At 38.2% G+C, this 26,317-nt stretch carries 18 protein-coding genes; 13 read left to right on the top strand and 5 right to left on the bottom strand.

Annotation, left to right across the window (positions count from 1 at the left end):
• Positions 1-2: 2 nt before the first annotated feature.
• The 3 genes from PQ478_RS19790 to PQ478_RS19780 form a co-directional block, all read right to left on the bottom strand.
• Entirely contained in the window at positions 3-1,235 is a 1,233-nt protein-coding gene (locus tag PQ478_RS19790) for a glycosyltransferase family 2 protein (protein ID WP_289235327.1), read from the bottom strand.
• A 1-nt stretch (position 1,236) separates the two neighbouring features.
• Positions 1,237-2,007 (bottom strand): hypothetical protein, encoded by a 771-nt coding sequence (locus PQ478_RS19785; RefSeq protein ID WP_289235326.1) that lies wholly within the window; start codon positions 2,005-2,007, stop codon positions 1,237-1,239.
• A 178-nt stretch (positions 2,008-2,185) separates the two neighbouring features.
• Complete coding sequence (locus tag PQ478_RS19780; RefSeq protein WP_289235325.1) at positions 2,186-2,662, bottom strand: hypothetical protein; 477 nt, start codon at positions 2,660-2,662, stop codon at positions 2,186-2,188.
• Between the two features lie 317 nt (positions 2,663-2,979).
• Here PQ478_RS19780 and PQ478_RS19775 point away from each other — a divergent pair, with 317 nt between their 5' ends.
• The 6 genes from PQ478_RS19775 to PQ478_RS19750 all read left to right on the top strand — a co-directional run bounded on the left by PQ478_RS19775 (position 2,980) and on the right by PQ478_RS19750 (position 11,079).
• Entirely contained in the window at positions 2,980-4,557 is a 1,578-nt protein-coding gene (locus PQ478_RS19775; RefSeq protein ID WP_289235324.1) for a C40 family peptidase, read from the top strand.
• A 309-nt stretch (positions 4,558-4,866) separates the two neighbouring features.
• Positions 4,867-6,276 (top strand): N-acetylmuramoyl-L-alanine amidase, encoded by a 1,410-nt coding sequence (locus tag PQ478_RS19770; protein ID WP_289235323.1) that lies wholly within the window; start codon positions 4,867-4,869, stop codon positions 6,274-6,276.
• A gap of 182 nt (positions 6,277-6,458) precedes the next feature.
• Positions 6,459-7,247 (top strand): hypothetical protein, encoded by a 789-nt coding sequence (locus PQ478_RS19765; RefSeq protein ID WP_289235322.1) that lies wholly within the window; start codon positions 6,459-6,461, stop codon positions 7,245-7,247.
• 23 nt (positions 7,248-7,270) lie between these two features.
• Positions 7,271-8,074 (top strand): hypothetical protein, encoded by an 804-nt coding sequence (locus PQ478_RS19760; protein ID WP_289235321.1) that lies wholly within the window; start codon positions 7,271-7,273, stop codon positions 8,072-8,074.
• Between the two features lie 87 nt (positions 8,075-8,161).
• The gene (locus PQ478_RS19755) at positions 8,162-8,971 is read left to right on the top strand and encodes a polysaccharide deacetylase family protein (RefSeq protein ID WP_289235320.1); all 810 of its coding nucleotides are present in this window, start codon (positions 8,162-8,164) and stop codon (positions 8,969-8,971) included.
• 140 nt (positions 8,972-9,111) lie between these two features.
• Entirely contained in the window at positions 9,112-11,079 is a 1,968-nt protein-coding gene (locus tag PQ478_RS19750; protein WP_289235319.1) for a S8 family peptidase, read from the top strand.
• Positions 11,080-11,434: 355 nt separating this feature from the next.
• On the opposite strand, the gene PQ478_RS19745 is transcribed toward PQ478_RS19750, so the two are convergent.
• The gene (locus PQ478_RS19745; protein ID WP_289235318.1) at positions 11,435-12,463 is read right to left on the bottom strand and encodes a C40 family peptidase; all 1,029 of its coding nucleotides are present in this window, start codon (positions 12,461-12,463) and stop codon (positions 11,435-11,437) included.
• 718 nt (positions 12,464-13,181) lie between these two features.
• Between PQ478_RS19745 and PQ478_RS19740 the strand changes: the two genes are divergently transcribed.
• From PQ478_RS19740 to PQ478_RS19710, 7 genes are all read left to right on the top strand, one after another.
• Entirely contained in the window at positions 13,182-16,388 is a 3,207-nt protein-coding gene (locus PQ478_RS19740) for an S-layer homology domain-containing protein (RefSeq protein WP_289235317.1), read from the top strand.
• Between the two features lie 769 nt (positions 16,389-17,157).
• Positions 17,158-18,051 carry a tyrosine-type recombinase/integrase gene (locus PQ478_RS19735; protein ID WP_289235316.1) on the top strand — a complete coding sequence of 298 codons (894 nt, stop codon included), beginning with the start codon at positions 17,158-17,160 and terminating at the stop codon, positions 18,049-18,051.
• Between the two features lie 6 nt (positions 18,052-18,057).
• A complete protein-coding gene (gene xerA, locus PQ478_RS19730; RefSeq protein WP_289235315.1) occupies positions 18,058-18,894 on the top strand; it encodes a site-specific tyrosine recombinase/integron integrase in 837 nt (278 codons plus the stop codon).
• Positions 18,895-18,900: 6 nt separating this feature from the next.
• Complete coding sequence (locus tag PQ478_RS19725; RefSeq protein ID WP_289235314.1) at positions 18,901-19,797, top strand: tyrosine-type recombinase/integrase; 897 nt, start codon at positions 18,901-18,903, stop codon at positions 19,795-19,797.
• Between the two features lie 7 nt (positions 19,798-19,804).
• Positions 19,805-20,647 carry a tyrosine-type recombinase/integrase gene (locus tag PQ478_RS19720; protein ID WP_289235313.1) on the top strand — a complete coding sequence of 281 codons (843 nt, stop codon included), beginning with the start codon at positions 19,805-19,807 and terminating at the stop codon, positions 20,645-20,647.
• Positions 20,648-20,774: 127 nt separating this feature from the next.
• Positions 20,775-23,108, top strand: coding sequence for a hypothetical protein (locus tag PQ478_RS19715; RefSeq protein WP_289235312.1), 2,334 nt, complete (start codon positions 20,775-20,777; stop codon positions 23,106-23,108).
• Between the two features lie 638 nt (positions 23,109-23,746).
• Positions 23,747-24,586, top strand: a complete 840-nt coding sequence (locus tag PQ478_RS19710) for a nuclease-related domain-containing protein (protein WP_289235311.1) — start codon at positions 23,747-23,749, stop codon at positions 24,584-24,586.
• 620 nt (positions 24,587-25,206) lie between these two features.
• On the opposite strand, the gene PQ478_RS19705 is transcribed toward PQ478_RS19710, so the two are convergent.
• Positions 25,207-26,058, bottom strand: coding sequence for a hypothetical protein (locus PQ478_RS19705; protein ID WP_289235310.1), 852 nt, complete (start codon positions 26,056-26,058; stop codon positions 25,207-25,209).
• Positions 26,059-26,317: the final 259 nt, after the last annotated feature.

Below are 26,317 nucleotides of genomic sequence, written 5' to 3'. Positions count from 1 at the left end.
GATCAAGCAGCTCTGTTCTTAAAGCGATTTGTTTTGTCCCATTGAATCGTTTCTTTTCTAATAAACCTTTTCCAAAAATACATTACTGCACTACGACCAAGTAGTATGACAAATAGTTGGGCATAAGTAAAATACATAATCATTGCTACAATAACGTTTATAGGACCTATGTTACGATCTATCACTATAGCTCCTACCAATTGAGAAGTGTAGACTATATAGCTCATGAACCAAAGCATTAATACAGGTGCTGCATAGTTCGGTTCAAAAACATTAAATATACTTCCTATCAAGAATACGTGAGAGAAGATTAAGAGAATAGCAAAAAATAGATATACTACTAGGTGTTGTATAGCGTGATGAAAGGCTTTGTTCTTCCAAAAATCCTTAGATAAAAATACCTTCTCGAGTAAATATATATTTCCAATTAACCATCTAGTTCGTTGCTTAATAAATGCCTTAACTGTTTCTGGCTCTTGCTCCCAGGTTCTTGATAACGGGACTACGGGTAGCAGATAACCTTTAGCGGTTAACCTAATAGTCAATTCAGCATCCTCCGCTAAAGCATATTCATCATATCCACCTAATTCAGTGATAATAGCCTTATTTAGCAACATATTAGTACCCGCAAGTGAACCTAGTTTAAGTAGTTGCCATCTACCACATTGCATTAGGAGCTGAAAGACTTGAAATTCTAATGCTATCATACGGGTCAATAGATTCTTGTCTGCATTTTTAGTTTTGACATAACCAACTGATCCTACAGCTCCCTCAACAGTTTCTGCTTTTTCTACTAAAAGTCTTACAGCATCAATTTCTGGCTGATTATCAGCATCATACACTAGAAAATATTTAGAATTAATAAGGGACAATCCATGATTTAAAACGCGCGACTTACCTCTTGGCTCACCGGGTGGGACCTTTATATAATGAAGGCGGCTAAAAGTTTGTTGGAAATCCTGAGCAATTTTTGCGGTGTTATCAGTTGAACTATCATCTAATAGATAAATATTTAATTCGCCTGGATAAGAGAGCTTGCTCATTGCACACAAAGTTTCTTCTATAACAATCTCTTCATTAAATGCAGGTATTAAGATCGATACAGAAGGGTAGAAGTTTAATTCATTATGAGTTTCCTTCTTTATACGAAAGTAGACACCAGCAATTGTTAGTAACGAATAAAACAGAAGTAAGACCCAAAAAAAGATCATAATAGCTATTAGTATACTATTCATTTTACGCCCCCTTTGAAGGTAATAATTTATTTAAACCATCTTCAAGACTACCTACCTCTATTGACTTTAGTAAAAAGGGCACTTCAATGTAGTTTACATTCTCTTTCATGCTATGCATTAACCGTTTTAATACTATTTCCTTACCTGCTGCATCTGTACCTTGAAGTAAAATCAACACTTCAAGGTTAGAAGGGGAAGTCACTAAATCATATTCTGCTCTAACAGTAGTTAAACACTTCCTAATGAATTCTTGATGAAGAGATTGTCTCACTGTAATTGGTACAAATTCTTCCATTTGAAAATACAATAGTTGACCTGTTTCATTTCTTCGTTTCATACCTGTCTCTATTAAAAGACCTCTTTCCTTAAACTCGGGAAAAGATAATGCACTTGTTTGTAAGTCATATTTTTCCAAGAGTTTTAATCTCATAAGGAGTTCTTTATTTTCAATAAGTAAAGATTTAACCTCATGAACAATTAGCCATATTATAAGCAAAGATGAAGTAAACATTATGTGAGCAAGGATAAGTTCATATTGACCTTTATCAAATATTTGATTAATCATAGAGTAACCAGTAAGGCTAAACCCATATGTCAAAATTAAAGTTAAGACTAATAAAAAATTTATGCCCGTACGTAAAAATACCATTATAGTAATAGCAATAAATATTACAGTAAATTGAAGAATGATGAGTATTGGCGGGAGCAAAAAATGTAATAACAAAACACCACAGAACATTACAAGCAAAAAATAAAGTTTATAATCCTTCATATTGTATCCTCCTAATAAGTGATTGGTAAGAAATTACTACAAATATATGCAATGCTCATTTAATATTAGTACATTAATACCAAGAGATAAATAAAAAAAGTATGAGTGTCTAGATTTTCAACATAAGAAAAGCCAAGCCGGAAACTGCTTGGTCTTTATTAATAATATTGAGTTAATGCTATACCCCTCTAACCTCTACAATCTCCCTATCAAATTCCACCCAATGCATTTTCTCTACCACATCGCGGTCCATTTTCAGAACGAACGACATAGGGTTAGCATCAAATGTACAGCTATCATAAGGTTTTAGTTGAAAGACGACGGTATGATCTGAATCCTTTTGTTCAAATCCTTCTATGTAATGAGGACAGCTGCTTGGTTCAAATGTTCCGAGGATCACCACGGCTGATGTGTCAAAATTCACATCAGGAATGTCACCTTCTAATTGAAAGAGGCTCCAATACTCATTTAGATGATGTTCGTTGAATGCTTTATACGCGCTGAATTGAATATGTTCTGTAAACATTTCTTCAGGTAATTGATCTTCTTGGTGCAGAACTGCTAATTTATTTGAGTTTATCTCACCGTTTACCAGGCTGCAGCCAGATATGAATAAAGCAGTGAGAAATAATAAGAAGAAAGGTTGTTTATACATTCTGTACCTCCTGCTATGCCGCTATTCATTTCCCTAAATTTAACATATGTAAATGAACTATTATGTTACATTCCGGTTACAAAAAATGACATAAGCAGTTACGCGGGAGAAAGGGGTATAATAGGAAAATTAATGTACTTATATAAGTTATTAGTTCGACAAAAAGTTATAAAAAGTGAGATTTACCTACCTTAGTAGTCAAAAACAATCAATAAAACAGAAAATTAAAAACTTAAAATAAGACAAAAAACCCACACATTATATCCTAATATAGAGTACAATAGAATTACTATATTAGGGTATCGGAGGGGTATCTTTTGACGAAACCGTTATATGTGGACAAGCCACACGTACAAAATTCATCAGCATCAAACATGAAACGCATCGTCTTATCATCTTCTTTTGCCACGGGACTCTTTTTCACTTCGCCGCTCTTAAGTGAAGCGGCCCTTGGAGATCAAGCGCTCTCAGAAGGAATGAACGACCCTGATGTAAAAGACTTGCAAAAAGCATTAAAAGATCGCGGCCATTTTAATTACCACACGGCAACAGGTTATTATGGCTCTATTACAACAGAAGCGGTGAAAGCCTTCCAAAAAGCGAATGGCCTTCCGGCTACAGGTAATGCTGATCTGGCCACTCTTGCGCAGCTTACAGAGGATACTCAGGTGAGTGTAAGTCAAGCAAGTGTATCTTCATCAGCTGCAAGCGGGACATTGCAGTCAAATCAAGTACTTAGACAAGGAACAACAAGCGGAGCGGTTCAAGAATTACAGCAGCTGCTTGCGCGCACAGGTCACTTCAATTCTAACGCTACAGGCTATTACGGCCGGGTAACAACAGAAGCGGTCAGAGCGTTCCAAAGACAGCATAACTTATCTGTGGATGGAATCGCTGGACCGCAGACGATTACAACGCTTCAAAACGTGAATGGGCGCGGTTCGGCTGCAGCACCATCTCAACCAGCGGCAAGTGCACCAACCCAGGCAGTATCTTCTCAACCTACTTTGAGATTGAATAACCAAGGGGATGCCGTATCTTCTTTGCAGCAAAAATTAAAAGATTTAGGGTACTATACTACTTCTATAACCGGTACGTTTGGACCTCAAACCGATTCTGCCGTAAGGGATTTCCAACGCGCACATAATTTAGCAGCAGACGGCATTGTAGGAGCGAATACATATCGTGCATTGGAAAATGCAAGGCCTAAAGCTCAAGCGCCATCCACACCGCCACAAGCAGCCGCACCTGATTCATCGCAGCAAACAAGTGCGAGCTCAAGCATCCTTCGTATAGGCACCACTAGTGCGGCCGTTACTAATATGCAGGCACAGTTACGCACAATTGGCTTATTCGGACAAGCTCCAACTGGCTATTATGGAACCGTAACCGAGCAAGCTGTGCGTGCGTTTCAGCGTCAACAGGGATTAACGGTAGACGGTATCGCTGGACCTGCTACATTAGGCAAATTGCAACAACTAGCTGGAACTCCTTCCTCTACACCGAGTAACGGCGGGGGAAGTAGTGTGGGTGGTTTTAACATGATGAATTTGATTGCAGATGCGTCTGAGCAGATTGGGACACCTTACGTCTGGGGCGGGACAACGGCTTCGGGATTTGACTGCAGCGGGTTTATCCAATTTGTCTTCTCGAAAAATGGGGTTCAGACACCACGTACAGTGGCGCAGATGTGGTCACAAGGAAAGTCAGTAAGCCTGCCAAGTGTTGGAGATCTCGTATTCTTTGATATTAACGGAACAGGCGCGTCTCATGCGGGAATCTATATTGGGAGCAACCAATTTATTCATAGCGGATCTTCCACTGGAGTGACAATTGCAAGAACAGATACTAAGTATTGGAATGACCGTTATATAGGTGCTAAACGAATGCATTAATCATGCGCTGCCTTCTATAAGGAGGCAGTTTTCTTTTTGTGTATTTAATTACAAAAATTTCTCTATAAAAATGTAATGTAATCAAAATGAAATATAAAACATGACAATATAACCATTAAGATGACACTATAATATGATAGAATTTCCAGTAGAGTTGAAATTGAGCCAACAAAGCTACATTATTCCTCACAATCTAACATTTTACAACTACTTGTTTTGACGAAAATCAACAATCGATAGTGTTATCGATTTATTGGTTGCTTTGCGGCCTCAATAGACTAAAAACATAATAGAAAGAGGAGTGATCAAATGCGTAAGGTTACACTTATGCTGCTAATCGTTTCCATGATCGCATCTTCCTTCCTGCTTGACACTAGGGTGGCGGAGGCAAGTGCTCCATTTTCGGATATGCCGAATACTGGACAAGCTACGATCGAACGGTTAGTAAAAGACGGAATTTTAGTGGGGAACCCTGATGGGACGCTTAGACCTCACGAGCAAGTAACAAGAGCAGAAGCAGTAACAATGATTGGACGTGCTCTAAAGTTAAATGGAACACAAAGAGCTACTAAGTTCTCAGATGTACCAGCTAACCATTATGCTTCAGGCTATATCGCGACAGGAACAGATATGGGATTAATAGCAGGGACGAGTGCGACGACATTCTCGCCAAGAAACCCAGTAACCCGCGCTCAAATGGCGGTATTCTTGCAGCGTGCTTTTAACCTCAACGAAACGCGCCAAGACGTAATCTATCGTGATGTGAATCCATCTACTTTTGGAGCAAACGCAATTAATGCAATCACAACAGCTGGAATTTCAGTTGGTTATCCAGATGGATCATTTAAACCAAACAGCGGTACAACTCGTTTAGAGTACATCTTATTCTTAGGCCGTGCGTTATACGCAGATATGAAGCTGCCTGAGTATAAGCCAAACCCTGATGTACTTGATCAATTTGCAACAAAAGCAGTTGTCTTCAATGCACCATCAGGTTTAAATGTGCGTTCCGGTCCCGGAACAGAACATGCATCAATCGGACGTTTAGCAAATGGGGCGGAAGTAAACTACTATAATGTAATTGGGAACTGGGCAGCATTTACATATAATGGTGACATTGCTTATGTTTCATTATCGTATTTACGCACACCGTCAACAGGTGGTTCTGGATCACTTGCAGGGAAAACGATCGTTGTCGATGCAGGACACGGCGGGCATGACCCAGGTGCAGTAGCCGCATCAAATGGACTTCGTGAAAAAGACTTTAACTTAGCCGTCGCGTTGAAATTACAACGCCGCTTAGAGGCAGCAGGTGCAAGAGTAATTATGACACGTACGACAGATGTATTTTTAACACTGACAGAACGTGCAAATATCGCAAACCGCAACAGTGCTGATGCTTTCATTAGTATCCATGCGAATGCAGGCCCTTCATCAGCTCATGGGTCTGAGACCTACTGGAACAGAAACCATGCAAGCGCAGACAGTAAGCGTCTAGCAGAAAGCATTCAAAGCGAAATGATTGCTAAGCTTAACACGCGCAACCGCGGCGTAAAAGAAGGAAACTTCACCGTCATTCAAACATCAAGAATGGCGAGTGTACTAGTTGAAGTTGGTTTCCTCTCTAATGCAGAAGAAGCTCGTAAACTAGCATCAAACTCCTTCCAAGAAGACGCTGCAGAAGCGATCTTCCAAGGAACAGTGAAGTTTTTCCGTTAACAATAGTAGATAAGAGACTGCCAGACTTAGGTTTGGCAGTTTTTTTATTCTATTGTTATGGATTAAGCGCTCTGTTAGTTGGTTGAGCAAATACCCCTATGAGCAAGAGAACCACTATACCCATATTAATGAAACCTAAACCAACTCCGAAACGTCAAATAAAGTAAAAGGAGATTACAGTTATGTTAAAAAAAGGTATGCCTATTTTTGTGGCTTTTTTACTAGTATCCGGTTGTGGTGCCGATATAAATACAGCCAGTACGTCAGAGGATGAAAATGAAGAGGTGGATGAAATAGATGTAGCAGCCTATGAATATTCAGCACCTCAAGTACCTGAAGACATTACAGCTGAATTTGAGATGGAGCATTCAATCGTCGTTTACTTTGGCAGTCGTGACGAAGAAAATATCTTTGTAGACATAACTAAAGCATTAAGGCATCATCAGCAATCATTAAACCCACATACAGAGTTGGACTTTGTAGATATGGCCAGCAGTGGTGTGATCTCTAAGGAGAATTTAACATTAATTAATCGAGCTGGTGAACATATAAAAGAAGATGAACTCTTGCCTGGTGATGAACTTTACCTAGATTATGATCTAAGCCAATATCATTCATTGAATGAAGAAATAGAGATTGATGTGATGGTTGTAAACCCTGTTACGGCTGAGGATATCGTTGAAAACTATTATGCAAGTGAAGAAGGACGGTACAGAGTATCAACGCTTAATGATGGAGCAGGAGGTCAAGTGATAGATCCTAGCTGGGATGAATTAGACTTAATCCTGGGTCACCCGAAGGTCCAAGGGTATAGAAACATTAGTCAAGAACAAGATGCACCGTCTAGAAGAGACCTTCAATCAGCTCTTGGCCTCAAATCATTACCGCAATTAGTTGTATTTGATCACCAAGGCGTCGTCTTTCATACAGACAACATAGAAGAGCTGCTTCATTATTTAGAAGAATTGTAGAATGAGAAAGGGGCTTATCCATTATGTTTCAAAGAGGGATGAAGGTCATTGCTACAATGTTGCTGGTTGCTGGGTGCAGCGATGCCTCCATTACTTCTGAACAAGAAGTAGTGAAGGAGAGTGTAGCAGGGGAGGAACTTATCGCTGAAGCTACATACGAGTATCCAGCCAAGAAAGTACCTGATGAGATTACTGCTAAACATGCGATGAAGCACCCGATTGTCGCCTACTTTAGAGGTGTAGATGAAGAATTTATTTATATAGATGTAACAGAAGCGCTCTGGCACCACTTGCAATCATTAACCCCGCATACGGAAGTGCATTTTGAGAGTATGGCTGTTGACGGTGTGATCTCTAAAGAGAATCTCATATTAATAGATGCTAATGGTCACCAAGTAACAGAAGAACAATTATTTCTAGATGATTACCTTTACTTAGATTACGATATGAGTCAGTTTAATTCTACGGTAGATGATGAGATAGAGAGTGACCTCCTTATAGCAGATCTTGTCACTGCTGAAGAAATAATAGAAGAGTATTTTCCGATTAGTCCGAATGAATACCATGTGGCGATGATTTATATAGAAGGAGCCGGTCAAGTAATAGATCCTGCATGGGATAAAATGGACATCTTATTATTGGATTATCCGAACATACAAGGCTTCCATGGCATAAGGCAAGAGGATAATGCGCCTGATAGAAGGGATCTTCAAGCGGAACTTGAGTTAGATTCTCTGCCTCAGTTTGTGGTATTTGGTCATCAAGGCCCACTATATGCGACAGACAATTTGGAAGAGTTGTTAGCTTACTTAGATAAATTAGAGTGATGTTTATTAATTTGCTTGATAAAATTAACTAAATAGTTCCAGCTAGAGGTATACTAGAAGTATCTAATGATTAAGGGAGAACCGCGAATGAACGTGCGTCTTGCTGTACTTACTTTATTAGTCTTGATGCTTACATCATCAAGCTACGGGCTCGATAAAAATCCTGTAACGGTCCTTATGTATCATCATTTCGATGAAGATCCAACGAAGTCATCTTCAGCAGTCATTCATCCTGAAACGTTTCGTGAACAGCTGATCACTCTTAAAGAAGCGGGTTATACATCCATTCCTGAAAGAGATTTCTACGACCATCTTTACTACGGTAAAGAGCTGCCTGCATTACCTCTTGTGATCACGATTGATGACGGGTACTTGAGTAATTATGAAATTGCTTATCCTATATTAAAAGAACTAGAAATGTATGCAACCATATATGTCGTAACGAGCTACCGCGGGGAAAAGCCAGGCTGGAACGAGCATTTCTCTTGGGAGCAGGCGCGTGAAATGAAAGAGTCCGGCTGGATTGAGATCCAAGGGCATACTCATAACGGGCATGGGGATATTGCGGCTGGCAGAAAGAATGGTCCTTTTCTGGTGACCATTGCTGCTGAGGAAACAAAAGAGGTGTATCAGGAAAGAATATATAAGGACCTAACAGAAGCCAAACAAGTGCTTGAAAAAGAAATAGACAACGAATTCTACTCGTTCGCCTTTCCTTTCGGGCTATACAACAAAGATGTAGTAAGGTTCGCCGAAGAGATAGGGTATGAGCTTATGTATACAGTAAAGCCAGGTCGCACATTCTCCTACCAAAATCCCCACACGATTAAGCGTTTAAATGCGAGTGGAGAATATAGTGGAGAAGAACTATTAAAAGCGGTAAAAAGTTTGCCGTAATAAGGAAGAGGGTAGTCATAACTGCTCTCTTCTTTTTCTTTAGAAAGATTTTATAGAGATTTAGTTGTATATCATTTGCAAAATAAGGATAATAGAGAGAAGCATAACAAAAGAAACATAATAGATCGGGGTGGGCTTCTATGCGCAATCGTATCATCATCACATTAGCAATACTTTTTAGTTTTATTACCTGTTCGGATGTGCTAGCTGAATCTAGTCACCAAATGGGGTCCTATATTATCGGTTTCAATGAAACGATTGACGAAGAAGTCACTTCCACTATGGAACATCGAATCTATGAAACAATGGAAAATATCCAAGCCGTCGCTGCTAGGTTAACGAGTGCAGAAGCAGCTGAGCTTCAATCGCATGATTCGGTGGCTTTTATTGAAGAGGATGCTGAAATAAAAGTTCAGTCTATACCAACAATAGACTGGGGGGTAAACCGCATTGGTGCACCAAAGGTTTGGGAGCATGGTGTGACAGGAGAAGGAGTCAAGGTCGCTGTGATGGATACAGGGATCAGCACGAATCATCCTGACCTGAAGATCCAAAAAGGAGCATCATTTGTCCCGTATACGACATCTTATAACGATGATAATGGCCACGGAACGCACGTGGCAGGTATTATTGCAGCTCAGAAAAATGACATCGGAGTAACAGGAGTAGCACCAGATGCTCAGCTATATGCCTTAAAAGTATTAGATGATAAAGGAAATGGATTAACTTCCTATGTAGTAAGCGCCATTAACTGGTCATTAAAAGAAGGCGTCGATATTATCAATCTAAGTCTTGGCGGGAAAAACCAGTCTACGAGTCTTCAGCAAGCGATTCAGCATGCGTATTCGCAGGGCGTACTATTTGTTGCAGCAGCTGGTAATGAAGGTTCAACAAGGGGACTGGATAATACAGTTGATTTCCCTGCAGCTTTTGATCAAGTCATTGCCGTCTCTGCTGTTGATCAGCAAGATCGCCGTGCTGTTTTCGCTCAAGGATCTTCCGCGGCAGGTCCAACGGTTGAAGTTGCTGCTCCAGGACTTAATATCCGCAGTACCTACTTAAATCGTCAGTACAATGTACAAAGCGGAACATCCATGGCTGCGCCGCATGTGGCAGGTCACTTAGCACTGTTAAAACAAGTGTATCCAGACAGAACGCATACTCAACTCCGTCAGCTGCTTAGACAGCAGACAGTTGATTTAGGAAACCCTGGCCGTGATACTCACTTTGGATTTGGGCGTATTGCGATTCCGTCAACATTAAGAATACAAGTACCTCGGCCGCTGCCGCCGACAGGTGTTCAAGCCAAAGTAGAGAACTGGGAAGGTGAACGCGCAAATATCACGGTCACTTGGCAGAAACCAACCCAAGGCGATACTCCGACACATTATAATATTTACAGAAACAATCAACAGATCACTCAAGTTCCTGCTGGTACCCTTTCCTATACCGACAATGTTGCTAAAGGAACATACACATATAGTGTCGCAACGGTAGGCGAGGCAGGCGAGCAATCTGACCGCTCTCAAACGATTACTCTTCAAGTAGAAAAGAATAATGATAAACCATCTGTGCCTTCGTTCACTGATGTCAGAGGGGATGAATGGTTTGCAGACAGCCTTTACGATCTGCGTCAGCGAGGCATTTTAGAAGGATATCCTGATGGGACGGCGCGTCCAAATCAAGTTATTACTCGCGGTGAAGCAGCGGTTTTAATGACAAAGGCATTAGGGTATGAGGCGACACCTTATCAACATGGATTTATTGATGTTCGTGCTCAAAGCTTCCAAGCAGATTACATTCAAACAATGATTGACCAACGCATCTTTGCCGGCTACAGCAACCAGTCCTTCCGCCCGCATATTGCGATTGCTAGAGGAGAAGTAGCTGCTATTTTAACAAGAGGGTTCACATTAAAGCCTCAGCAGCAAGTAACATTCTCTGATCTATCGACAAACTACTTTGCCTATTATGCTGTAATTCAAGTGGCTCGAGCAAATGTGGCAGTAGGCTACAAGGACGGAACTTTCCGCCCGCATAACCAAGTTACACGAGCAGAATTTGCAAGCTTTTTATCAAGAGCGATCGAATCAGAAGAAAAATTATAGTCTATACGAACAGGCACCCGCATACGATTATCGGGTGTCTGTTTTTTGTTGTGTTGATGGGTGGCTAGATAGAAGGAGAAGAGGGGGGAGAGAGCGGCGCAATTATGGAGAGTGTTGATACATAAGCAGGGTGAAAGGCCGCAATTAAATTGGAAAGTGACGCAATAAGAAGATAAGGGTGCAAAAACGTTCTCAAACAATACATTTATTATCTGCACCCACGCAATAAATCTTTTAACAGTCGCATAAAGCTCTCGAACCCGCGCAATCGTCCCGGCCCGCCACGTTAAGACCGAAGCGAGAGAATGAGAAAGAGCACTAAAAAAGCGCCTCCGCTTGGGAGGCGCTTGTCTGATTAATATAATGAGTTGTGAAGCATGATCGAGAACTCTGCACGAGTTAAGTTTCCGTTTGGACGGTAAGTACCATCTTCGAAACCTTGAATCCATCCGCTTGCTTGTAATGCTGCGATTTCATTGTAAGCCCAGTTAGATGAATCAACATCTGAGAAAGAGCTTGATGAAGCAGATACGCCGCTGATATCAAAAGCATTTGAGAATAATACAGCAATTTCATCACGTGTTACTGGTTGGTTCGGGCTGAATGTTGAACCGTTTAAATAATCAAAGAATCCTGCGCGATCCGCTGCTGAGATATCTGCTGCTGCCCAGTGAGATTGTGGAACATCGCTGAACGCATTCTCTGCAGTTGGTGTTGGTGTGCCTGTTGCGCGTACTAGAAGTGCAGCAACTTGAGCACGAGTTAATTTGTCATTTGGAGCAAAAATGTCGTTTCCATAACCGCCAATAATACTGTTGTTGCTTAACTGTCGAATTTGATTAAATGCCCAGTGATTTGTTGCCACATCACGGAACTCACCTGGTCCTAATACGCGAGGCGGCTCAGCTGGTTGTGCAGGCTGTGCTGGTGTGTTTGACATTACGCGTTTCGCACCGATGTAACGTGAACCCCAATAGTGAGGGTCATTAATAGAAGCAATCGATACGCCTCTAGATGATGCTGAGTGGATAAATTGGTTACTTCCAATATAGATTCCTGCATGTGATACACCAGAACCTGATGTATTGAAGAATACTAGATCTCCAACTTGTAAATTAGATTTCGCAACAGAAGTACCTGTGTTGTACATCTGGCTCGTAGTACGAGGTAAGCTTACTCCAATTTCTCTGAATACATATTGGATATAACCAGAACAATCAAAACCGCTTGGTGTTGTTCCACCGTATCTATATGGTACTCCTAAGTATTTCCTGGCTTCAGTGACGAGTTGATCTTGCTTAGTGCTAGCTTCGGCTGGTGCAACATTAAACAATGTCGACATTACAAGTAGAACCGCTAGAAACGGCACGATCTTCCTAATCATACGAACACTCCTAAATTCTATGTAGTTACTTTTCTCACAATCTATGAAAATTATGTTTAATTCTCTAACGATTGGGTAAGTACGAGATTCAGTCTACCACAAAAGAACTCAAACTAATGTTACAAGAAGGTAACAAATTGATGATAGGTGCTGTAACATAGCATGATTTGATGTAAAAAGTCATATTAATAGGAATTCATGTACATATAGAAAGTCTCGTAGTGAATATAGTCATGTTTGGTTGATTAATATAAAATTTCAGAAATAAGGTCTAATGAATTATGATTTACTTTATATTTACAAATAAGGGGAGTGGGTAATTTAGCGCATTTCTATGTAAAATTAGTAAAAAAACTAGAAAAACATTTGCATTTTTTGGTGCTGGATGTAGAATAATAGTAGATTGGTAACCTACTTTGTGGAAACTCCTGAAACAATTTGGTAAAAAACCAAGAAGTTTTACATAGTGGTTGACATTACAAAGTATGGTAACTATACTAATCTTGCAAGTCTTATTTCTTAGTCATTTACTACGACTTTTGTGTCGGACCTATCCAGGAGCCTGGTTAAAAAGGCTCGCTAAGGATAGATAATATACTATCAAGAACTTTCATTCACTACGGATCGAACACTACAATTGATAGTATTAGACCAAAAGGACGGAGTAGAAATATGTACATATCAAAATGTACGCAAATTTAAAGGAGGATTTATCCATATGGCTTATCAACCAAAGTCTTACCGTAAGTTTTTAGCTACATCTGTAGCAGCAGCAGTAGTTGTAACTGCAGCAGCACCAGCAGCACTAGCAGCACCAGCTGATGCAAAGTTCTCTGATGTTTCATCTTCTCACTGGGCTATCAAGGACATCAACTATCTAGTAGAGAAAGGTGCTATCCAAGGTTACCCTGATGGTACTTTCAAACCTGGAAACTCTATCACTCGTGCAGAGATCGCAGTTGTTCTTGCTAAAACTCTAGATCTAGATGTAGATCCTGAAGTGACAACTGACAAATTCAGTGATGTTCCAGCTACACACTGGGCTAACCCATACATCGCTGCAATCGTTGATCAAACTGAAGGCGTTATTGATGGTTACGAAAACGGTACTTTCCGTCCAAGTAACACAGTAACTCGTCAAGAAATGGCGAAAATGGTAGTAGAAGCTTATGACCTTGAGTTAGTTGAAGGTAAAGACCTACCATTCACTGATGTTGACGGTCTTTGGAGTACTGACTACATCAACATCCTTGCTTCTAACGGCGTAGCAGCTGGTATGACTACAACTACATTCGTACCTCGTGGCGAAGTACAACGTGCTCAAACTGCAGCATTTGTTCACCGTGCAGAGGTTGAAGAAGAGCGTATTGAAGTGCCAGATCTTCCTGTAGATGATACAGAGTTAGCTGTTGAGAGCGTAAGTGCGATTACTGCAAAAAGCTTAGAAGTAACATTCAACCAAGCTGTTGATCCAGAAAAAGCTAAGTTCGCTGTTAAGCGTGGAGCTGCTTCTGTAAACGTTGCTGATATTACTTTCAAAGAAGATAACAAAACTGCTGTAGTTGAACTTTCTACTAAATTTGTTAAAGCTGACTATGCTGTAACAATCTCTGGTTTAACAGAAGAAGCTATCGTTAAAGAATTCTCTACAGAAGCTGAAAAAGTTTCTTCAATTGAAATCCCTGGTGACACTGCCGCAGCTACGTATTCAGGTTCTACAATTAATGGTGCTACTATTGCATACCAAGTTAAAAACCAATACGGTGAAGATGTTACAGACCAATCTCTAGCTTCTAACTTGTCTTGGACTCCAAGTGCAGGTACTGCTACTGATAACAATAACGGTACTTTAACACTTGCTGGTGCTTACAGTTTAGATCAAAACGTTACAGTAACTGCTGTTGATTCAACTTCAGGTACTGTTTTAACAAAAGCTATCAAAATTGGATCTGCTGCTGTAGTAGATGAAGTAACTTTAAGTAGCTTATACCATGCTGACAATAAAGAATTAAACACTGGTTCAACTTTTGATGAATTTAACATCCTTTTAGATGCTAAAGATCAATACGGTAACACAATTACTTCAGTTGATAAATTGACTAACGACTTAATTGTAACTTCTTCAAACCCATCAGTAGTTGATGTTAAAGCAACTACATTTGGTGAAGATGGTGCTGTAACTTCAACACCATTCGTATCTGGACAAGGAGAAGATGGAAATAAATTTGCTATTGAATTAAAAGCACCTGCAAATCCTATGGCTGGTACAGCTAACATTCGTGTTATCTCTAAGTCAACTGGTAAGATCACTACATTTGCTGTAACTGTAGCTGAAACTTCTAAAGTTGATACACTAACTTTGGCACAACCTACTGCTGTTGTAGCAACAGATGAAACTGTTCAAATTCCATTTGAAGCTTTTGATCAATTTGGAGATGCAGTAACAAACTTTGCGTCATTAAAAGACCTTACAGTTCAATCTACTGGTGGATCTGTTCAATGGAAAAATGACTTTGTTAACCGTAAAGCAGTATTGGAATTCACTGCTCCTGCTACAAAAGGTGATGTAATCTTAACTGCATTCACATCTACTGGTAAAGTATCACAAATTACAGTTAAAGTTGAAGAAGGTAGAACTGCTGCTGTTGTTTCTAATGCTTCTGCACTTGCTTCTACTGTAGTTGTAGATGGAACTACTACTCTACGTGCAAGAGACATTACTGTACAAGACCAACATGGTAGAACATTCCCATTGGCAGCGTTCTTCGGTGCCGGAAACCAATTGAATGTTACTGTAAAGGATAATACTTCTAATGTAGTAAGTCTAAGTAAATCAACTTTAACTAGTGCGACTGATACTTTAACTATTACAGGAGAAGGTACTGGTACTAAGCGTATTGTAGTAAGTGTTGATGGTGTTGATGCTAGTGCATTTGAATTCTCAGTACGTACTGTTGCAAAATCTGCTGTAACTGAATTCGGTATTGGTGAAGTTGCTAATATCCAAAATGCAGATAATTATGAAGTAGACTTTGATGTTCACGGATTATTAAACGGTTCTAAAGTAGGTTTAACTTCTGATATGTACGCTGTTACTGCTACTGATGGTTTAGTTTATGAGAATGGTAAGTTAAAACTAGACTCTAAACTTGCTGATACTAATTTCGGAACAGATGGTAAAAAAGAAGCTACGGTTACAGTTCAGTTTGATTCTTCTGCTGGTTTAGTAACTCAAACTAAGAAAGTAACTATTGTTAATGAAGAATCTAAGCTAACTGCAATTAATCTTGATTCTACTGATTTAATTGAAATTAAAAATGGTGTAGCTGAAGCTCCAGTTAACTTTGCTTCTGTTGAAAATCTTCTTGCATTGTTCGAAGGAGAGGATCAGTTTGGCAATGATTTAGCTTTATCATCACCAACAGTATTCGTATCAAGCGTTAAAGATGCAAATGGTGCTGCAAAAGTTACTTCTAACTTTGTGACTGGTAACGGAACAGTTAATGCTGCATTTGCTGGAACTGCTCTTACAGAAGGTTACACTCTTACGTTTGCAGTAACATCAAATGGTATTACTAAGTCTATTCCAGTTGTAATTGTTGAAGCTGCTGAAGTAACTCCTGAGCCAGAAGCTCCTGCTCCTGAAGAGCCAGCGACATTTGATGAGCTGACATTCACATATTCAACTGCTGAGGATGCTGATTTAGTTGATGCATTAGTAGATGCTTTTAACGGTCTAGAAGGTGTTACAGCTTCAGCAGTAGAAGACGGAGACAATACTGTTCTAACTTTAACTTTTACTTCTGAAGTAGATGAGGATTATGAAGTAACTGTATCTGTTGAATTAGATGAAGTTGAAGTTGATTATACATTATCATTCGTTGATGGCGAATGGGTAATTGTTGAAGAAACTCCTGCTCCTTAATTAGCAGATTGAGCAATATTGAGTCCATACTCAGTATTATAAAGTTAAGCTCTGTGGAGAGAAATCTCTACAGGGCTTTTCTTTTGCTAGAAACCGTATTAAATAGAATGATAAAGAGCTATCTACTGGAACGTTTGGCTAAACAACAGTAAAACAAAACAAGGCAAGAACGGCCAGAAAATTGACTGTCCGCTTCAAAAAGTCCATCCGAGGAGATTTTAGCCGAAATTTCCTTGGAGAGGCTTCTTTTTTGCATTTTGTCAATGAATAAATGATAAAAAAATAGAATTAAAGCTGGTTATCTTCATGGACAGAAAGAAGGATTAAAATTGACCAAGACAAAAAAGCCTTTTCAATCCGTTATTAAAAAAAGGCTGGCCTTTATTCTATGAATGTGAGGTTAAGCAATCCGTTTATCTGTATGGTAGAGTCCATTCATAATATTGCTTTTATCTTTATATCTTAAGCTTTTGCAGGTAGGTACTTAGGAGTAGGAATTGGTGTTTGCCCTTCTAATCTGTGATGAGTTTAATTCCTGTTATTCTTATCATAAATCTACTGATGAAGCATTTATGAAAGTGAAGTCAAGTCAAAAGGTTCTCATAACGCTACATGAAGTAAATATTAGTTATTGAAAGTCTCCTACGTTTCTTTTAGGAGGCTTTTTTGTACACTTGCATTTTATTTACTGATGTAGGTTTAAAACAAGTAATATTGTTAACAATATTACTAGATTACCAACCATTCTAAGAAAAAGGAGGTACAATGCATGAACCAAACTGACAAGTATTGGTGTACCGAGGTTGAAGCAATATCTGAATCAACGAAAGCAGTTTTAAATGAATACTTATTAAGCTTGAAGCTCGCTAACAAAGCAGAAGCAACCATCACTAAGTATCGAGCGATACTAGAAAGGTTCTTTACTGAATGTGATGTCCCCCTGAAAAAGATAAATTCAGATGATGTATTGACTTGGTTGACATCCTATTCAGTAGATAAGAAGCCTAAATCGATTGATCTTGTTCTATCTACGCTCTCTTCCTTCTTTCAATTCTGTTTAGCCGAAGAGTACATTGATAACATGGTGATCAAAAAGAGATGGCGGCCGAAAATCCCTCAAGCAATGCCTCACTACTTAACGGAACAAGAATTAGCAAGAGTGAAATTAGCCGCTGAGACATTGTCTCTTCGAAATCGAGCCTTAGTTTTGTTCTTGTTATCATCGGGGTGTCGAAAAACTGAGGTGGCTAATCTATTTATTAAAGATGTTCAACTAACAAAACGAACCGCTGAAGTGAGAGGAAAAGGTTCTAAGATCCGTCAAGTACATTTCTCTGAGGAGTGTGCCTTGATTTTGAAGGAATATCTTCAAACGAGATCCTATCAACCAAGTGATCCCCTCTTCCTTAATAAGTTTGGAGGAGCTTTGAAGCAATCGGGTATCTATCTAGTAGTTAGTAATCTAGGAAAGAAAGCTGGTTTATCACAATCTCTTTTCCCACATTGCTGCCGCCATACCTTTGCAACAAATATGTTATCAAAAGGGGCAGATTTAGAGTTTATTGCCGATGAGATGGGACACAACAACCTCAATACAACTCGAGTATATGCCAGAATTCCTACAGAAGATATGATGCAAGCCTATCAAAATAAAATGGGGTAGAAATAAATGACAAAGAATGAGAAAGCTCAAGAAGTTTTTTTTGCTGATCATCAAGTAAGATTTAGTAAAGAGACTATTCGGAGTTATCGAATGGCACTCTCCCAGTTCTTTTCGACATGTGAGATCGATTATGATGTCATAAAAGCCACTCATATTCGCTCTTGGTTAGCTTCTTTAGAGGATAGAGGGCTTAAACCAAGATCTATTCACCTCAAATTATCAGCAGTGAAATCTTTCTATCATTATTGTATGGAAGAAAATATGATTAAGAGAAATCCTACGGCTACTGTTCATACACCAAAAAAGGATGATTCTCTGCCATATTATCTGACTAAAAGACAAATAGCTGAACTAAAGGAATTAACTCGAGATGACTATAGAGATCGAGCCATTATAGAGACGCTATATGCAACAGGGGTTCGAGTGAGTGAACTACTTGGAATAACACTTGAAGATGTACGATGGGAAACAAGACAAATCTGGATTCGAAAAGGTAAAGGAAACAAAGAACGATATGTCCTATTTACCCATGATTGTTCAGAACGGTTGAAAACCTATGTGAATCTGAGGAAGAAAGAGAGTACGTATTTATTCTGTAATCAACGAGGTGGTCAACTAAGCCGTTGTTTTGTAGAAAAGCGTTTCCAATATTTCTCTCAAGAACTTGGTTTTCGAGTCACCCCTCATACAATGCGGCATACGTTTGCTGCACATTTGGCTGAGAAACATATGCCTCAAAGCTATATTCAAGAATTGCTAGGTCATGCGAATATCAATAGCACACGTATTTACACTCGATTAATGGAAGATGCCCGTAAGAAGCAGTATGACCGTTATCAATAGGAGAAGGTGGAGTTTATCGATATGGATAGATATTGGGAACTGACCAAGCGACTGCCTAATAATGAAACTCATGGGGTGGTCACAGAATTTTTGTTAAGTTTAAAATTAGCAAATCGTAGTAAAATTACCATTACTCTCTATCGTCGCTTCTTAGAAAAATTTTTTGGACAAATTGAAGAACCCTTTTCCTCTCTAACTTCTGATACCATTCATCAATGGTTTATAAAACATGAAGGAAAAGGAAAAGAAACAACACTCAGACTTCGGTTAAGTGTTCTCTCTTCTTTTTATACTTTCTGTATCCAAGAAGAGTACCTTGACCGTTCTCCCATCAAAAGTCGTTGGTTTCCCCGCCTCTCAAAACCTGTTCCTAAATACTTAGAAAAAGATGACATTGCCAAAACTCGATTCCAAAGTGAAAAATTATCCCTACGCGATCAATTATTAATTGAATTTATGCTTTCAACTGGATGTAGAGTGGGGGAAGTACACTCCCTAAACCGAGAAGACCTCGATATGAAAAATCGAACCGCTCGTGTCATGGGAAAGGGGAAAAAGATCAGATACGTTCATTTTACGGACCGATGTGCCGTTCTTCTAGAACGTTATTTAATTACCATTCCCAAAACCTGCTCTGCACTGTTTGTTAACTCAACAGGAAGAAGGTTAGGAATACGAATGATTCAAAAAATTGTCAACGGAATTGGAGAAGAGGCAGGCCTTCATTCGCGATTGTATCCCCATCGACTGCGTCATACATTTGCGACAGAGTTGTTAGCTAAAGGCGCAGATATCTCATTTATTGGCGAGGAGTTGGGTCATCGTGATATAGGTACTACACAAATTTACGCTAGACTTCCGAAAAGTGAGATTGTAGCTTTGTACCGAAAGTATATGGGATAGGAGATATATGATGAAGACATCAGAACAATGGATAGTGAAATTTAAAAACGACTATGGTTTTAGGTTAGATGAGAGTACGATAAACTATTATACATTTGCAGTTCGTCAATTAGTGAAGCATTTAGACAAATCTGTTCATGAGATTACCAGCAACGATGTTCGAGACTGGTTGTCTAAATTAAATACAAGCAATTATAAACCTACCTCTATAAAGAGCAAATTAGCCGGTATAAAGCTTTTCTATCGATATTGTTTAGAGGAAGGGATAATATCTCGTGATCCTGTAAAATCAGTTCCTTTTCCGGACGTAGAAGACGCACTTCCTTGTTATTTAGAAATGAATCAGTTGATAGAATTACGAAAGTTGGCAGAGGGGAGTCGAAAAGAAAGGGCAATCATAGAATTGTTATACGCAACGGGTATGCGGATAAGTGAATTGGCGGCTATGAAAAAAGTGGATATTAATTGGTCAGAACGAATAATTCAAATCCCGAAAGGGAAACGTAAGAAAGGCAGAATTGTTTTGTTTACTCGAACTTGTACTGAATATGTACAGACCTACTTAGATGAGAGATATGATGAACTTCCTTTTGTTTTTGTCAATACAACCGCGACAGGACCGATATGTGTTCGTACTATTCAAAAAAAATTTATGGTCTATGCAAAGGTACTGGACCTCCATGTAACTCCTCATACAATGCGTCATACCTTTGCGGCACATCTTGCCCAAAAGGGGATGCCGCTAAAGTGTATTCAAGACCTCTTAGGTCATGACAGTCCGCATCAAACTCAACAATATGCCCGGTTATACGACCATGCCCGAAAACAAATGTATGATGAGTGGATGTAATCCACTCATTGTAGGAATAGGAACTATGCGTATAATACAATTTACCCATACTAAATACGTTTTTCATATATCGTCTAACCCCTTGATATAAAAGGGATGAGACGTTTTTTTATTATATCAGATTGAAATGGAAAGTGCGATTAACGCTACTACTGCACGAGTTACTTTCAATAAAGCAGTTCCAAGTGGAGTTGATTTTACTAACTTTGATATTGACGGAGGATTAACAATCACTAATGTTGAATTCTCTTCTGATCGTAAAACGGCAACTATCACATCAAGTTCAGATTTCACACGTAACCAAGAATACAAAGTAAGTGTATTTGGGGTTAAAGATGCTGAAGGTAACGAATATCCAGAAGTAACTGGTGCATTCACATGGGAAGTTGCTGAAGGAGTTACTGTTGCTTTAGAAGCATCTACATTAGATCAAGGACAAACTGTTGGTTTAACAGTTAAAGATGAAGCAGGAAAAGATGTTAAAGATGCAGTTGTTGAAATTGAATCCTATAATACTAACATTGTAGGTGTTTCAGGTTCAGGAAGTGCCCCATCTAACGTAAAGGTTACTGCTAAAAATTTAGCTGGTACGGCTGATGTAGTAGTTAAAACAACATTGCCAGATGGATCTGTATTAAGTAATACATTTAAAGTAACGGTTAAAGAAGCTGTTACAACAATTTCGAATGCAGGGTATACTCTAAAAGCTGCTAGTGCTTTAGGTTTAGCAGAAGCTAACACTGTTGCATTTAAGGAATTCGGTTCTGCTAAAACTTCACTTGTAGAAGGGTCATCAACTGTTCAATTAATCGCGTTTGGAGAAACAAATGGTAACCCTGATACTGCAAACATTGATTTTGAGGAAGTTACTCGTGTAGTTTCATCTAATCCAGTTGTTGCTACTGCTGTATTGAATGATTCGGATATTGATGTAACACCACTTCGTCAAGGTTCTACTACTATTACGGTAACTATGAAAGATGGATCACGTAAGACGTTCCCTATTACTGTAACAGCACAACCTGAGCTGAAAACTATTGGTGTTGATGCTACAACTATTTCATTATCAGATGAAAACCGTAGTGATTCTTCTAACCTTACTTTCCATGAGGGCGTAGATGGTGCGACATTTAAAGTTACTGCGTTAGACCAATTCAATAAAGAAATTGGTTTTGGTACAACTGGAAAAGTTACTGTTTCTTCAAGTACAGATGGAATTAAATTGTATCAAGATGGAGTTACAGCAGATAATTTAACAACTGTTACTCAAGGCGATCAGCTTGTTGCTGGTGATAATACAATCGAATTTGATGGTTCAGAAGCTGAAGTTCATGTAGTGGCTAGTAAAGATACTCCTGTAAGAAATGCTAGAGTAACTGTAAATTATTTCGCTAAAACTACTGATACTCAACCAACTGCTACTAAGACTATTACTGTAAACGTTGCAGATGTTGACCCAACTGTATCTACTTCTGCAATTGATGTAGTGACAGTATCTGAAATTGATGCTAATGCTCAAAACGTAAAAGGTGTTGAATCTGAATTTGACTTCTCTGCAACTGAAGTTTATGCTTTGGACAGTAAAGGAAATCGTTTAGAATTACTAACAGATGCTACAGTAGCAGGTAAGGCGCCAACTGCTACAATTGCAACAGAGAATGCAAGTGATAAGTTTGTAGCTGTAACGGATGATACAGTAGGATTTAAAAATGTTAATCATGCTTTAACATATTTACGTAGTGCTAATACTGTGAATGTAGAAGTAGTAGCTGATGGAGTTAAAAAAGTGTTACCAATAACTTACAAAAACTCAGCGGTAGTGCCTAATAAAGCTACAGTTTCAACTACTGCAACGTCAATTAAATTAGCAAATACTGTTGACAGTATTTCTTTTGAAGATCTTATCTTTGGTCAAGCTGACTTTGAGCAACTAATCTTAGATAATGCTCTTGATGCTGCAAGTGATACTGAATCACATATCATTGGTACCCTTAAGAATGCTAAAAATGGCGGATATAAATACAATAAACCATTAGTTTCAATTTTAGGAACTGACGGTAAATCACTTGCAACTGGTATTAATGTTTACGGTGGAGCAGTTACTGAATTCACTGCTAACACTTGGAACAATGCTGTTGTTAATGAGCTGAAAGGATTAGATACTCCAGCGACATTTACAACTGACGAATTTGAAGTAGAATTCATGGTTGCTAATGTTAATGATAGTTCTACTATTACTGATGGTACAAATCCTTTAGCTAACTTAAGTGCTGTTGACCTATCAAGTGAGGTTAAACCAGTTACTGGAAAAGCTACAACATTTACTTTGGTTGTAACTGGTATTTATACAAAAGATTCAGTAGTAAATATTGAAGGTGGAGCTCCTACTACAGCTCAAAAAGCTGCTCATAACCTACTTGCTGCACCTGCTCAATTAAACGTAAGTGTATCTGCTGAATAATTAAATGAAATGTTTCTTCATAGGCTAGTTTGCTAGTGAAAGAAGGAGAAGTTAGACCCCTTGGGATTACTTTACGAAGTATTTCTCAAGGGGTTTTTCTTTAACTATTTTGTCAAATAGATAAGGTGAAAGTTGTGATAGCGGCTTACAAAAGTCCTTCCGAGGAGATTTCAGCCGAAATTTCCTTGGAGGGGCTTCATTTTTGCATTTTTTTAATGAATAAATGATAAAGATATAGAATTAGAGCTGATTATCTTCATGTACAGAAAGAACGATTAAAATTGACCAAGACAAAAAAGCCTTTTCAATCCGCTATTAAAAAAAGCTGGCCTTTATTCTATGAATGTGAGGTTAAGCAATCCGTTTATCTGTATGGTAGAGTCCATTCAGCAGTAGGGTTCGTAGTTACTTCGAAATGTATGATTTTACGTGTTTGATGGTCGATAATTACTAAAACATATAGCACATTAAAAGTTAAAGTAGGGATTGTAAAAAAGTCGGTAGCCCAAGTAACTGACTGATGGTTTTTCTCCACTCTATCATTTGAATATTGTTGAATTCATAACTAATAATGGTAAGTTATTAGAATGTTAGATACAATTATAGACAAATTATGCTAATGCTTAAAGGGGATAACTATGTTTAGATTTTTTAGTTTGTTAAAGAGGAGTAAAGATCCAATACAAACCAAAGAAAAGCATTCAAAAAAGGAAGCGCCAGCTTCTAAACCAAAGAGAAATAATGAACAAATATCAAAAAGAAAAGGAGAATTAGGAGAGTACAAGATTGATATTCAACTGGATCAGTTGCCAAAGGATTGTCGGTTTCTTAGTGATCTACTTGTCGAAAATCCCAAAGCAAAATCAGGGTACTCCCAGGTGGACCATGTAGTTATCACACCCTACGGAATGATCGTCATTGAAACCAAAAACTATCAAGGAACGATCTACGGTGGCAAAGGGAGAAAAACATGGTTAGTTAACGGGAAGTTTAAAATGATGAACCCTTTTATACAGAATTACGGACATATCCAAGCGCTTAAAACTACCATTGACAAAAAGTATCATGAACATTTTGTATCTATGGTGTCTTTTACAAAGCGATGCACGTTTAAGGTTGATTTGGAGTATCGTAAAATAGCATCTCATGAGCTCATTGTGTATGATATTGAATTGTCTGAATTTATACATAGAAAAGTATCAGTCTTGAAGTTGGAACATAGAGAACCATTACTTAGTGAATCGGATATTGGAACGATTTATGATGCATTTTCCAATGCGAATATTACCGATCCTAAGCTTAGGCAACATCATGAGCAATCATTAAAAGACCAGAAAATAGAAAAGGATTTAGGAAAACAGTCTCAATGTGTGACTTGTAAAAAAGTTGTTTCTGAGAAAGTAAAGTCCTTTTGTTTAAACAATAAAAAGTTTGAAGGTAAAGTCTATTGCTATGAACACCAAAAAATATTCAAGTAAAGCATGAAAATCACTATAAAACGACTCGGAATATAATAGAAAATAAGCATATATTACAAAATTGATAGAATGATGATTCCGTTTGGCTAAAGGCACCGGCTAAACAGAAGACTATTGAACACGAGAAGCAACTAATCTTGATTAGTTAGGCAAAACGAACGGGAAGATTAATGTTATCATCACATGAAGGACATTGCTGACTATAGCAATGTCCTTCTGTTTGGTTTTATTTCTAGTGGGTTATATAATTACAGGTTATTGTCATACCTGTCTAATTCTCTACTAATTTTTCTGTACCAATTAGCATTCAAATCTTTTAAACCTAACAACAAAAACAAATAGAGTATAATTACAATTCCCATTAAACCAATTATGTCAGTGAAATAATTACCTGGTATACTCCAATATGAGTTTATAATTCTAAATAAGATAAATGCCAGAATATAAACAAACCCATATGGAAGCCATCTCACTTCCTTGCCAAAGTTCTTGCTTTTAAGTAATTTCACAATAATTAGACCAATGGAGTGAGTGGCATAAAATAAGGCTATTATAGTAATTAGAGTAAGTATAATCATAAAAAAATTCAAAAAATATCCTCCTTACTTCTTACATGCTCCCTATATTTTTCTAAAGGCACTCCATGCTTTTTTCGCGGTATTGTAATATTTATATGCTGTTGTGACTGCTGATAACGGAATAAAAAGTCTTTTAGCGATATTCTTAAACGTGCTTAAAGTAACTGTTCTTGTTTTAGCTATATTTAATATATCAGTAACAACTTTAGTAAGGCCAGCAGAAAGTAAGTCCTTATCTTGGCTACCTAGATCACGGGCATGGTCTCGAAAATCTTTAAAGTTATTGTTTGATGACCTGGTCCACTTTGCATTAGTACCAGTTTGAAACCAAGCTCTAGCTCTACCATCGGAAAATCTTTCATATCGGACGTTAGAGAGAGAACTGCCTCCTCGTTCTATTATACTTGAAGACATAATACCGACGGTGAAATTATCTTCTAATCCCTTTTCTTCTGTTAAATTATTGCTTAATTCAACTTCGAAATGTTCAATTTGCCCATTCATATCTTCAGTTTCAATGATAATAGATTCATCAGTAACTAAAAGCTCTTCAATATAATCATCTATTAAAATCTTCTCATCGTCTTTATATTTGTAGATTACGGATCTAGTTTTCATTTCATTGGCAGCACCTTCGTTATATTCATGGTATTCATATGTAACACCATTTTCTACTAGTGTATAAATAAATCCTCCATTCTTTTCAGATATGACCTTAATATCAGCTTCCTCTCCCCAATAAGCCAATAACATTTCTTCATTAGAAATTTCATCATAAACATCATATTCATTAGAATTGGCCAAGATAATGTTAGGTGGTGCTAACGTCGAAAATACAAGCAAAAATGCTAAAGTGAAAATAAATACTCTTGATAAAACATTTTTTTGATTCACAAAAATTCCCCTATTCTATTTTATATATATAAAGCAACGAAGATCATTATATACATATAAATACAAAAATCCCATATTGTTTATAAAAACTTTATAATTAACACATATCATGGGGTTTAATAGGTGGGGCCTTACGAAAATAATAAGGAATGGTTTTGCATATCATTACAGCAATCATCTTAATGATAGATGCTGTTAAAGTTGAAGATAAAGAAGAAATAAACGCTGCTTGATGAGAGAGTTAATATATCATAGGTGT

This window comes from Alkalihalophilus pseudofirmus (assembly GCF_029094545.1).
Classification (GTDB): domain Bacteria; phylum Bacillota; class Bacilli; order Bacillales; family Bacillaceae_D; genus Alkalihalophilus; species Alkalihalophilus pseudofirmus.
Note: the sequence above shows the minus strand (reverse complement) of the source record. Positions and strands in the feature narration are given on the sequence as shown.

What these genes read in the sequence shown, in the direction of transcription:
- PQ478_RS19750 (WP_289235319.1), top strand. Translation starts at nt 9,112, where the DNA reads ATGCGCAATCGTATCATCATCACATTAGCAATACTTTTTAGTTTTATT.
- xerA (WP_289235315.1), top strand. Translation starts at nt 18,058, where the DNA reads ATGACAAAGAATGAGAAAGCTCAAGAAGTTTTTTTTGCTGATCATCAA.
- PQ478_RS19790 (WP_289235327.1), bottom strand. Translation starts at nt 1,235, where the DNA reads ATGAATAGTATACTAATAGCTATTATGATCTTTTTTTGGGTCTTACTT.
- PQ478_RS19715 (WP_289235312.1), top strand. Translation starts at nt 20,775, where the DNA reads ATGGAAAGTGCGATTAACGCTACTACTGCACGAGTTACTTTCAATAAA.
- PQ478_RS19755 (WP_289235320.1), top strand. Translation starts at nt 8,162, where the DNA reads ATGAACGTGCGTCTTGCTGTACTTACTTTATTAGTCTTGATGCTTACA.
- PQ478_RS19760 (WP_289235321.1), top strand. Translation starts at nt 7,271, where the DNA reads ATGTTTCAAAGAGGGATGAAGGTCATTGCTACAATGTTGCTGGTTGCT.
- PQ478_RS19710 (WP_289235311.1), top strand. Translation starts at nt 23,747, where the DNA reads ATGTTTAGATTTTTTAGTTTGTTAAAGAGGAGTAAAGATCCAATACAA.
- PQ478_RS19780 (WP_289235325.1), bottom strand. Translation starts at nt 2,662, where the DNA reads ATGTATAAACAACCTTTCTTCTTATTATTTCTCACTGCTTTATTCATA.
- PQ478_RS19740 (WP_289235317.1), top strand. Translation starts at nt 13,182, where the DNA reads ATGGCTTATCAACCAAAGTCTTACCGTAAGTTTTTAGCTACATCTGTA.
- PQ478_RS19720 (WP_289235313.1), top strand. Translation starts at nt 19,805, where the DNA reads ATGATGAAGACATCAGAACAATGGATAGTGAAATTTAAAAACGACTAT.
- PQ478_RS19765 (WP_289235322.1), top strand. Translation starts at nt 6,459, where the DNA reads ATGTTAAAAAAAGGTATGCCTATTTTTGTGGCTTTTTTACTAGTATCC.
- PQ478_RS19735 (WP_289235316.1), top strand. Translation starts at nt 17,158, where the DNA reads ATGAACCAAACTGACAAGTATTGGTGTACCGAGGTTGAAGCAATATCT.
- PQ478_RS19745 (WP_289235318.1), bottom strand. Translation starts at nt 12,463, where the DNA reads ATGATTAGGAAGATCGTGCCGTTTCTAGCGGTTCTACTTGTAATGTCG.
- PQ478_RS19770 (WP_289235323.1), top strand. Translation starts at nt 4,867, where the DNA reads ATGCGTAAGGTTACACTTATGCTGCTAATCGTTTCCATGATCGCATCT.
- PQ478_RS19785 (WP_289235326.1), bottom strand. Translation starts at nt 2,007, where the DNA reads ATGAAGGATTATAAACTTTATTTTTTGCTTGTAATGTTCTGTGGTGTT.